The organism is Plectonema cf. radiosum LEGE 06105 (assembly GCF_015207665.1).
Lineage (GTDB): Bacteria > Cyanobacteriota > Cyanobacteriia > Cyanobacteriales > Nostocaceae > Rivularia > Rivularia radiosa_A.
Genome location: NZ_JADEWL010000182.1, coordinates 1 through 11,632, shown reverse-complemented (window position 1 = coordinate 11,632; position 11,632 = coordinate 1). Strand labels below are relative to the sequence as shown.

10 protein-coding genes are annotated in these 11,632 nt (G+C 35.6%); all 10 read right to left on the bottom strand.

Annotation, left to right across the window (positions count from 1 at the left end):
- Positions 1–139 precede the first annotated feature (139 nt).
- The 10 genes from IQ247_RS28900 to IQ247_RS33460 all read right to left on the bottom strand — a co-directional run bounded on the left by IQ247_RS28900 (position 140) and on the right by IQ247_RS33460 (position 11,319).
- On the bottom strand, positions 140–1,477 hold the full coding sequence (locus IQ247_RS28900; protein ID WP_193925252.1) for an O-antigen ligase family protein: 1,338 nt from the start codon (positions 1,475–1,477) through the stop codon (positions 140–142).
- Positions 1,478–1,541: 64 nt separating this feature from the next.
- The gene (locus IQ247_RS28895; RefSeq protein WP_193925251.1) at positions 1,542–2,648 is read right to left on the bottom strand and encodes a glycosyltransferase; all 1,107 of its coding nucleotides are present in this window, start codon (positions 2,646–2,648) and stop codon (positions 1,542–1,544) included.
- The gene (locus IQ247_RS28890) at positions 2,641–3,789 is read right to left on the bottom strand and encodes a glycosyltransferase family 4 protein (protein ID WP_193925250.1); all 1,149 of its coding nucleotides are present in this window, start codon (positions 3,787–3,789) and stop codon (positions 2,641–2,643) included. The genes IQ247_RS28895 and IQ247_RS28890 overlap by 8 nt, the downstream gene beginning before the upstream one ends.
- The gene (locus IQ247_RS28885; protein WP_193925249.1) at positions 3,789–4,802 is read right to left on the bottom strand and encodes a glycosyltransferase; all 1,014 of its coding nucleotides are present in this window, start codon (positions 4,800–4,802) and stop codon (positions 3,789–3,791) included. Before IQ247_RS28885 ends, IQ247_RS28890 begins: the two co-directional genes overlap by 1 nt.
- A gap of 26 nt (positions 4,803–4,828) precedes the next feature.
- On the bottom strand, positions 4,829–6,268 hold the full coding sequence (locus tag IQ247_RS28880) for an oligosaccharide flippase family protein (RefSeq protein WP_193925248.1): 1,440 nt from the start codon (positions 6,266–6,268) through the stop codon (positions 4,829–4,831).
- Between the two features lie 2 nt (positions 6,269–6,270).
- Positions 6,271–7,239 (bottom strand): glycosyltransferase family 2 protein, encoded by a 969-nt coding sequence (locus IQ247_RS28875; protein WP_228060136.1) that lies wholly within the window; start codon positions 7,237–7,239, stop codon positions 6,271–6,273.
- Between the two features lie 44 nt (positions 7,240–7,283).
- A complete protein-coding gene (locus IQ247_RS28870) occupies positions 7,284–8,225 on the bottom strand; it encodes a beta-1,6-N-acetylglucosaminyltransferase (RefSeq protein ID WP_193925244.1) in 942 nt (313 codons plus the stop codon).
- A 231-nt stretch (positions 8,226–8,456) separates the two neighbouring features.
- The gene (locus IQ247_RS28865) at positions 8,457–9,347 is read right to left on the bottom strand and encodes a WecB/TagA/CpsF family glycosyltransferase (protein WP_193925242.1); all 891 of its coding nucleotides are present in this window, start codon (positions 9,345–9,347) and stop codon (positions 8,457–8,459) included.
- A 566-nt stretch (positions 9,348–9,913) separates the two neighbouring features.
- Entirely contained in the window at positions 9,914–10,468 is a 555-nt protein-coding gene (locus IQ247_RS28860) for a protoglobin domain-containing protein (RefSeq protein WP_193925240.1), read from the bottom strand.
- A gap of 215 nt (positions 10,469–10,683) precedes the next feature.
- Positions 10,684–11,319: a roadblock/LC7 domain-containing protein gene (locus IQ247_RS33460; RefSeq protein ID WP_322745597.1), complete on the bottom strand. Its 636-nt coding sequence runs from the start codon at positions 11,317–11,319 to the stop codon at positions 10,684–10,686.
- Between the last annotated feature and the right edge of the window lie 313 nt (positions 11,320–11,632).

Below are 11,632 nucleotides of genomic sequence, written 5' to 3'. Positions count from 1 at the left end.
AAATACTTCATTATTAACTACTCACTCCTAACTCAAAACTCCTAACTCAAAACTCAAAACTCCCAACTCAAAACTCCTAACTCCCAACTCAAAACTCCTAACTCAAAACTCAAAACTCAAAACTCCTAACTCCTAACTCCTAACTACTCACTCCCAACTCTGTCCATTCAGTAATATTTGGCTGTTGCTGTTGTACTTCAGATAAAATCGCTCCTAACCAAATAAAGAAGAACCAAAAATAAATCGCCATCCAAGTTAAATTAGTGGCATGAAGTAGTAAATATAAAGCTATTAAACAACCAAAGGCACGCTGACAAACTAAGTTTTCTTGAATAGCAGGTTTCCAAAAACTGCATAAAGTTGAAACAAGGGCAATGATAAAGAAAATAAAACCGAAAATTCCGTGTATATAAAGCACTTGTGCATAGGAAGAAAATGTTCCTAATGGTAATACAAAAGCGCCATTTCCCCAACTTGCGGTTTTTTCCATAAATCCCCATCCCACCCACGGTGATTCTTTCCAGGCATCGATAGTTGCATTCACAATAAATTCTCGATCTTTTGATGAGTCAGCACGAGCGCTATTAAAAGTTTCTAAAGGTAAAGCGATAAAATCTTTTATACTTAAACTTAATGTAGCAGCAAATAAAGAAGTCAGAGATACTACCCATAAATAAGCTTGTCGAGCCAATCCGCTACGAAAACAGTATATAATCACCCAAACTAAAGGAAAACATACCCAAGCCAAACGACTTTGAGAAATTATTAAACCAACAAAACTACCAGTTAAAGCTAATTTCCGCAAGCGTTGGTTAGATTCGCTCAAGCACATGAAGAAACACAAAAGACCACAAACCCCTAAAATAGGAGGGTCAGCTGTATAAAGGTCTGTTCTTGGTAAAGGAATACCAAAAAACGGTTGAATTTCAGCAAACTTAACCATTAAACTAGTTTTCTCACCCGGTATTAAACGAGCTAAAGGTGGTAAAAAATGTTCTTGGGGACCGAGAATAAAAAGTATCAGTAGTTGAATTGTTAAAAGTATTAAATAGCTAGCTGACATCCAGGATACAGCCCGCACAATGGTTTGTACCCGAATCCGATACCAAAAAGGTAAAGTCATGCAGGCAAAAATCATAAAATAGCCTTTAAATAAAGTAAAGAATGTAGCTGCTGTTTTTAATATTTCAAAGCGAATTGTTTCTAATCCGATTATATTTGTCCAAAATGCAGCTAAAGTCATTCCTAACCACGCCCAATTACAAATTGGTAAAGATTGTTTAATTAGTTTATCTAGTTTGAATCCAGCTATGAGTAAAAATGCGCTGACAACTGGATAAATAATAGTTTGTAATCCCAATATCCACCAAACAGGTGTCAGCATAATTGTCCAATAAATTACCCGTTCACCAAATGGTTTAGCTTCGGATTTTGGCTCAGATTGTTTACTATTATTAATAGGCTTAAATACAAACATTATTATCTATAAAATAGTAAAATACAAATACCTTTGACCTCTAACCTCTAACCTCTAACCTTTTTTAATTTATACCCAATACCTCTAAATACTTTTCGGTACAAGTTTCTAATTTAAATTGATTTAGCCACTGTGCATCTACTTGTTTGCGATTCCCCGAAAGTACGTTTAAAATAGCTTTAGCCATTGCTTTTGCATCACCAACTGGGGTTAATTCTCCATATTTTCCATCTGCTAAAATCTCCCTAGGACCACTTTCGCAATTTGTAGATACTACCGGAGTTCCTACGGCTAAGGCTTCTGCAATTACATTACCAAAACCTTCCCAAGCGGAAGATAAAACGAAAACTGCACTATTAGCCATATAGGCATAAGGATTATCGACAAAACCCAGCATGGCAACGTCGGCTTGCAATTCTAATTGATTAATTAAATTATTTAAATTATCTTTTTCTGGTCCCTCTCCTAGAATAACTAATCGACACCGAAACTGTTGCCGCACTTGAGTAAATGCACGCAATAAAGTAGGATAATCTTTCTGCGGATGTAGTCTCCCTACTGCTAAAATAACTGGTGGTTGTCCTGATTCAAACCACGGATGATTAACTGATTCTCGCGCTTTGACGAACAATTCCGGAGTAATCACCGGGTTGTAAATTAAATCGATGCGCTTCTTCGGTAAGTTAGTCACCTTGGCTAAATCTGCTGCAACTCCCTCAGAGACACTGACAATTCCATCAGCCCAAGGGTATAAAAGTCTGGCTGCCAATGGTGTTAAACTAGTGGAAAGTTGGGGAATTCGTTTGGCTTCTAAAGAAAGATGATTATGTTCTGATACTATTATTCGTGTTGATACTCCAGCCATAGGTTTTGCCAGTAGGGCTATTTCACAAGGATAATGCAAAGCTGCAAGCATCGTTGTCGGATTTTCTTGCTGCAAGTACTTAATTAATTTAGGCAGAATACTTAACTTTGACTGCGCCTTTAAATCTATCAGTCGAATTTCTGGGGGTAATTGTTTTAATAAAGAGCCTACTGCTTTTACTAGTACCATATCAACTTTTAGCCCTTTTTGTACGAAACCGCGACCTAAATTTAGTAATACTCGTTCCGCACCACCGCTGTAAAGACAGCGAAGAAAAATAGCAATATCGGCTGAAGATTTAGACATGATGAAGACTTTTGACGTTACTATGTTGCGATCGCGATTTTTGTGATATGCTCTTCATCAAGTTAAAAACTTCACCATAATTACGTTGAGCATTAAAACGCTGTTCGGCTATATCACGGCTAGCAGCACCCATTGCAGTTATTTTTGTTTGGTCATTTTTCAAAGTTTGCAGAGCATTCTGCAAAGCATTAACATCTGACGGTGGCACAATTAAACCGTTGACTTGATGTTTTACTTGTTCACTCAAAGCACCAACATCAGTAGTAATGATTGGTAATCCTGCTGCCATCGCTTCTGTAATCGCATTAGGTAAACAATCTGCTTGTGTTGGGAAGACAAAAATATTTGCTTGTTCATAAAGCTGTTTTAAAGGTTGGCTGTTAGGTGTTAAATCGCAATGTACCCGGATGTTGTCGATTCCGGTTAATTCATCCTTGATATGAGTATCTTTGGTAACGATATCTAAGGCGCAATCTTGATCTAAACCATTACGAAAAGCTTCGAGCAGAGTATAACCACCTTTCCGAGCAAAATCTCCTCCTACAAACAATAAACGTAGGGGATTTGTGGAATCACAATTGACTAATTTATTCTGTCTAAAATGCCACTGTTCTAAATCAATACCCGGTGGAATTACTGTTATTTTTTCTCCAGGTATGTCATAATCGTGAACCAAGGAATTTTTAGCCCATTCACAAAAAGTTATAATTGCTGTGGCAGCTTTATAAGTACTTTTATTCCATTCAAATTTACTACGTTCTGCTAAATAGTTATTGCCAACTTTATGGTTGTATCCAGCAGCGATGCTATCGAGGTTTAAAGGTGTCGCATCAGTGGAAATTATCGTTGGAATGCGATGCATAAAAGGAATAGCAAACAGCGCGGTGGTTTGGGTGTGCAAAAATAATGCATCTGGATGCAGCTTCATCGCGGTTTTGATCTGCTTAAAAGCACGCAAACTAACTTGTAGTGACCAATTATTACGAATAACTGGTAGTTTATCCAATATATCATTGGTACCCGTTCCTACCGGCATCCAAATCGGTTGGATACTATTATCTTTGCTTACCCAATATTTCAAATTTTGGTAGTGGGTAATATGTCCCAATGCTTGCTCTACAATCAAGCCAAAATTAAACATCAATTTTTAACCTCATTGTATTTTATTTCTAGTTGATTTGCAGGTTGTTTAATCAGAAGTTTTTTAACTATAATTTTGAATTTTTTGTATTGTTCGGGAGGTAAAATAAGTACTGTAGAAATTTTGAAGAATGCTTTGGACATAGTTTGCCATTGCCAAATTGTTGATAAATCATTTTGAATCGCATTCCAAAAACATCTTGTGGCAATTATGCCATTTTTGCGACTTAAAGGTGATTCCAATGATTTAAAAGTCAGATAATGATAAAGAGTTGAAAGAGTATTTTTTTTGAGATATTGGAGAGATGCAGGAGCATTATTAAAGGATTTTTCAATAAATTTTAAGCAGGATTTCTCCATTTTTACAACATTAGTGGATGCCGAACTAGAAGAAGTACGATATAAAATTTGAACACATGGTACAGTAACAAAATCATAGCGTTCTGATAAACGTAACCACATATCCCAATCTTCAGCAAGTGTTAATGACGGATCGAAACCACCAACCTCAGCTAATGCTTCTCTCCTAATTAAAGGATTAGAACCATTTTCTAAGATATTTTGTACCAACATTTTTTCATAGGCACTACCATTAATAGTTATATGATTGCCCGGATGAAAAAAATTGCCATATTCATCAATGTAGTCAACCCAACTATAAGCAACTGCGGCTTGAGGATTTTTTTGTAAAGCTGTTAATTGCGCCTCTAATTTATCTGGAGTCCAGATATCATCAGCATCCAGAAAAGAAATAAACTCACCACCAGCTTGTTCAATTCCCCGGTTACGACTTACGCAAACACCAGAATTTTCATAGGAAAACACTTGCAACCGCGAATCTTTAATACTAAAAAGAACGTCTAAAGTAGAGTCTTGAGAACCATCATTAATTACGATTAATTCTAAATTACTAAAAGTTTGATTCAATACCGACATAACTGTCTGATGAATCGTTTTTGCAGCATTGTATGCTGGGATAATTACCGATATAACTGCTTTTGTATTGTTGATCATGTTTCTAATTTTAAAATTATCTAAGATTATTCGTTATTGTGACGTAACTTTTGCAAGCGTTTGAACAATTGATTGAGTTTAATTTTGTATTGAGCAAATTTTTGAGGAAGAAAAAATCCTATACATATTATATATGTCAAAATCAATGCAAATGGTCTAATCATTAGAGGTAAACTATATGAAATTAAAAGACCTGGAATAGTTAATAAAATCGGAACAAAACAGGGAATAATAAACTTGGGAAACGACCAACCTAAGCTTCGACAAGCTACCCACCACCAGTAAATAGTCCAACCAACTCCTAACACCAATGCAACAGCTAAACTAACTCCGATAATTCCACCTAAATTTGCACCCAGAACAAAACCAGCGACTGCAATTGGAGCTATTTGTAAGTTTACTTTAGCATTAATATCCGGACGACCTTTAGCAACCAACATCGAGAACAGGGAAGAATTGATAATACGAAAGTAGGAAAAAATTAGTAACCCTGGAATTACATTAACAATCGGTATCCACTGTTTCCCGAATACTAAAGTGACAACATAGGAGTCTGTCATCAGGAAAATTAAAGCGCAAATTACAGCGGTTAAAATAGCAGTTTGCTCTACAACTTTTAATAAAGTATCTTGTTGTTCTTTATCATCTACTAATTGAGCAAAAATCGGCATTCCTAATTGATTAAATACAGCACCGACAATACTTGAAAATGCATTTGTTAGCTGATAAGCAAGATTGTAGTAACCAAGACTCGCACTACCCAAAAGTTTTCCCACGGTAAAATTATCGATGTTGAAATTGGTATACAAACCGAAGCTAGAAGCAACAGTACCAAAATAGAAAGATTGAACTTCCGATTTAACTTCTGAGTCGATTTGTAAACGGAATTTATACCTCGAATAATAACGAGTTAACACACAATTAACTAACCAAGAAGTTGTATCACCAATCACAAAAGACCAGTAACTAAAGCCCAAAAATGCAGCACCCGTAGTCGCGAGTAATCGTGTAATCGAATTAGCTAAAGTGATATTGGCGATCGCTCGATATTTTAACTGTCGCGTCATCACACTGGAATAAACATAGCTAGCAGAAGAGAGAATTAGATTAAATGCAAAAGCTACTAATATCCAGGTTAAAGTTGGCTCTTTAAAGAACATCGCTATCAGTGGTGCTGTTGCTATCACTCCCACCGCTAAAGCTAATCCCACTAATAAGCTAATAGTGTAAGCAGTGTTGACATATTTAGGATGTTCTATTCCCTTATAGATAATGAAAGCACCCGCAGTATCCTGAATGAACAACGAGAAAAAAGACCAAAAAACATAGGCAATTCCAATGATTCCGAAATCAGATGGTTGTAATAATCTTGCTAAAACCAGACTACTGAGAAAAGCAAAAATACGGGTTACGAATGTGGCGTAGGAAATCCATAAGCCATTTTTGAAAAGTGCAGTTGCTTTCACTATCAGTTTTTACCTTGTACTGAGGAAGCAAAACCGAGAGAACGTCCGATGGCTAATTTCGATACCGATGACAAACGTACCGACATCAGAGTTACTAAAGAACGCATATCTCGATAAAAAATCGAACTGTCGCACATCAAAGCTTGATCAATAAAATCTTTTGCTGTTTGCATATCACCACCTTGCAGAGACAACCGCGCTAAATAACGATACATATAAGCGTATACAGTTGGTAACATCGGCTTAACTAACATTGGCGATCGCGCTACAGCATCTTCAATAACTAGCTCCCCACTATTCCGCATTTGGACGATATTGAAAGATAATCCGGAAGGGCGCACGCGATAATCACATAAAATCCGTTTTTCTCGGTAAAATCGCCATTTGTGCGTTGCAGCAATTCGCAACCACAAATCCACATCTTCCCAACTACGCAGGTTTTCATTAAAATCGCCAACTTCATCTATCAAACAACGACGGAATACTGCATTAGAACCATGTCCAACAAAGTTTTTGCACAATAACGCCACTACAGGATTTGGATGTACGGGCTTACCGCTCAAAGTGATAAATATCGGTTTTCCATCATCGCGAATTGTCCGCGAAGCACTGTAAACTACCCCAACATCAGACTGACTATACAATCGAGCGATATGAGTTGCTAATTTATCTTTATGGTAGATATCATCACCATCAAGTAAAGCAATATATTCACCCCTTGCATGACGAATACCATAATTTCGTGCTGAAGATAAACCTCCGTTTGATTTTTGTAATAGTTGAAATCGCGAATCTCGTTGACAAATTTGCTGCACTATGGTACTAGTATTATCTGTAGAGCCATCATCAACTATCAATGCTTCAAAGTCTGAAAATGTTTGCTGTTCTAAAGAAATCAGAGTTTCTTTAATATATTTGCTGACATTGTAAGCAGGAACTATAACGCTAACTTTTGGTATTCTCACCATCATTCTTCTCCCGAAGTACTTTTGTAGAAAAATTCCCCATCAAACAATTATCGATTAACTCCAACTTCGCTGATTTCTTTGTCTAAAATATCCAAAATTTTCTCATCTTTACATATGTCAAACTTTCTCGCAAAATGAGCATTACTTTGCAAAATCGCATTATAATCATTGATGGTTAATATTTTAGGTCGTCCATTTTTAGTTTGAGAAAAATCAAAGTAACGTTTATTGTCGTTACACAAATTAAATTTTCTACTATTAATTAAGATTGTTTGGATGAAAGATTCATCTGAATTACATACTTCCTGATAGTATTCAATAACTTCCGGATGAATTTCGCAAAAATCATGCAAATAATCTACACATTTTTTAGATAATGTCGTAAAAGAAGAACCTCCATAGCAAATAAATTCTTCATTAAATAATGATTTTCTTCTTATACCAAACATTTCATATGCTAAGTTGATTCGGAAAAAAGGTTGTAAGTAATTAATTATTTTTATGGGTAGAAATAATAGCTTTAACCAATGGGGGAATTTTGTAAGTAACCCAATATTTTGATATTTAAATAAATAACGACTTTTACCTTCTTGGATACTCCAATGACTTTCGGGTGAAAAAACATTAAAGCATTCCATAAAACCATCATAATCGGTTTTTGATAAGAAATACTCAATTTCTGATATTGGCTTAATTGGGTAATCTTGACCAGAAAGATAAATTAGCCAATCGTATTCAATTTTATGATCAATCAACCATTTAATACCATTTAGATAAGATTGAATTACAAAAAAATCTCCGCGCTTTCCTCCATTACTTTTCAATACTTTAACACCACGTTTTTCTAAGCCATCCTCATCTAAATTACACTTACTAAAATCATGACTGATAATAATTTGATTACCAAAAGCTGATTTCTGAATTCTATCAACTAAACGATAAATTTGCTCCGCATTTTGATGAGTTTGTATCAAATAACAAATTTTCATGGTATTTACCAATCAAAATATAATTATTCCAATTAATAATTATGGTATTGTTTTATTGTCATAATGATTTAGAAAACTTAAATAACGCCCAAAGCATACTTTACTTTGTATCTACACAACCGAAAGTAAAGCATATAGTTAGTTCCAATTAATCCAGTGGAAGCCGAAAAAATCCCAGTGGAGCTATTAGGAAGATTACATTATAACTAAAAACAAAACTCAAAGAGAATTTTATAACTTTGGTGTTAATTCTACTCGCAAAGAAGTCTTATTAAAAATTGCCAAAGCAATATGCAAAGCAAAAGCCGGATTTCCTAACAAATAACGAGCCGCTAAACGTTTTGGTTCCCGACAAAAGCGATAAAACCACTCAAGACCAACATTAGATAGAATATGCGGACAATCTGGGACAATTCCAGCTATTCTATCAATAATCGCTCCACCAAGCATAATCGCATTAACTTGCAAGCGATCACGATGCTGTTGTACCCAACTTTCTTGAATCGGCATTCCCATGCCTACAACTAGAATATTCGGTTTAAATTGATTAATTTTCTCAATTACGACTTGATTAACTTGCGGATCTTTTTTATCAAAATACCCATGATGTCCTGCAAAATTCACTTTTGGATATTTTAACTGCAAATTATCAAGAGCCGTCTGTAAATATTCTGGCTTACCACCCAAGAAAAACACCGAAAATTTTTGCTTATTACAACTTTCTAAGATTTTAGGCATTAAAAGCGTATAGGAAGTTCGATAATCCAAAGGTAAATCCAAACCCATATAGCCAATCGCTTTTAATATCCCTACACTATCACAATTAGCAATCTCTGCACTTTGTAAAAACTCGTAATACCAAGGCAACTGCATGGAGAGATTGAAACTGTGAATATTGTAATTCGCTACAATTATTTTCTTATTTTCTGTACAAGCTTTGTGAACTACTTGCACAATTGAAGAAGTAGACATACAGTCTATTCTTCGTTCTAACAAATAAACGCTTAAAGCTGTTGATTTGTCTGTTTTACTCTCGTTTCTGGTTTGATTCGGTGTATTCTCTGCTTTTAAGTCAGAATTGCTAACTAAAAGCGTTATTAACGAAGAAAAAAAATTTGCCATACAATACAACTTTTCTGCAAATGGGTATCAGCAGCCCTAACTAAATGATATACATTACAAAACAAATCAGTGAAAAATCCTATACTTCTGATAAAAATTACAGAAATTAAATATGGGAACCCCCATAGCCCTTACATATCATGCATTCAGAAAGACTTAATTCTATTGAGAAAGCAATTAATCGCTTTGGTAGAAACACTCATTAAAGTTTTTTCTGCCATCAGTATAATTAATGAAATTATAAAGAAAAGTATCTTACAATACAAATTTAATTTTTAAAACGTGTATATACATAAATCCCCGACCTTCTGTGTTTTTTGAAAGCCAGGGAAAACAAGTCATAATCAAGAATTTCGCACAGAATACAGGAAAATTGCGCCCCGATAAATTAATTTATAGTGTTAGCCACAAACATCAGCAAAAATTAAATTGCTCAAAGACTGATTAAATAACCAATATTTCTTTTTGTGTATGGCAACTCTTTATCCTATCTGCATACAAAAGTCAAGAATAGTGACTAATAATACTTTTGTCCCGGTTTAGTTTATAAAACTAAATAATTTTTCTTACATCGAATTAGCACCAGTAGCAATTAAGCGTCTGAATAAACCTTCAGACCAACCAGTTTCTCTCAAAACAGCTTGCGAAGACACTTCCACATAAGCCTGTTCGATAAAAGCTAAGTCAATCATGCAAATACGGCTCATAGCCTCTTTAATTTCTTCGCTTTTACCATCTTTTTTGGCACGATAACCGGCTTCCCGGATTACAGTTGCCATTGCGGGTACAACGTGCTGAGGTCCAATCCCGATACGAACGTGAACTAAACCTATTTTCCAACGACGTTCAGCATAATCTTTACCCCAGTCATCCATACCTGTAAACATTTCATGGAACCACTCGATAAATGTTTCCCGCAAACGATGCATCCGTCCATCTGTAGCAGTTAAAATCGCATTCATTTCTTCATCACGTCCTAAATAAGCGTAGAAATGTTCTGCCATTTCTGGAGCAATTTCTTTTCCCCAATCTGTTTCAGATTTAAGCAGCATTTTATCTTCTGCTGTTAAGCAAACGCGCTTTTCCAAAGTAGACATAAACGCTTGTGGTTCTATACTCATTGTCAGAAACTCCTATTATTTATTAAAAAACTAGTAGAAAATATGATCAGCCCAATTCTTAAGCCAACAATTAGTTTAAATTTCCTAATTTTCCTAATGTTGAACTTAAGATAAATACCAGTATTTACACAATCAAAACATCATCCAGATTTGAACTGAAACTAGATAAAATCACCAATCCAAACATCCGTATAAGGACTATATTGCATGACAACTCAAGCCATTAACGGCGCGATTTTAGCAACAACTCGTTTCACTTCTAGAAATAATAAACCTTGCTTAACACCTGCTCCAGCTAAAACCAGCAAAACAGCATCAGCACCACAACCAACCAACACACCGTAACCTTTTTCCCCTTCTACAACAATTCTATCGATGCTTCCACGAGCTAATTCTCTACCGATACGTTCACCTAGAGAAAGCATAGATGCAGACATTGCAGCAGTACGTTCTTCATCCATTCCACCGGGTAAAACCGAAGCCAAAGCCAAACCATCAGGACTTACCAAGGCCGCACCTTGGACATCAGAAGCAGCGCTGACAAAATTTTGCAGTTCGTCTTGCAGCATGGAAACGTTAATCATTTTTTTTCCCTCCAGAATTGTTGGTAAAGATATTTGAGCAATTTCCGCAGTCGGCTGAGTTAATGTAATTTCGCTTACATTTTCTGGCAAAAAATCAGTATTATCATCAGTTGTAAGTTGAGGATAAATTACCCCTTCTGACAACTCCAAAGAGTTTACTGACTCAGCAGGAAGTTTTTGAAATGCTCCTAAAAGAAGCTTAATAATTTTACCCAGAGGCATTATTCCTGACTCCTGAGCGTTATCTTCAAGTTTTAATTTATCCACTTTTAACTAGATAAATCCCCAACCTCAAGACTTGGTAAATTTTAAAACGAAAAAGGTTAAATTTAGAATAAGAAAGAGTTATTTATTGGTTATGTTTTACAAGTAGGATGTTGGGAGTTGGGAGTTAGGAGTTTTGAGTTAGGAGTTAGGAGTTAGGAGTTAGGAGTTGGGAGTTAGGAGTTGGGAGTTAGGAGTTGGGAGTTAGGAGTTAGGAGTTTTGAGTTAGCAGTTAGGAGTTTTGAGTTAGCAGTTAGGAGTTTTGAGTTAGGAGTGAGGAATTAAGAATTTTCTCTCCCCATCTCCCCATCTCCCC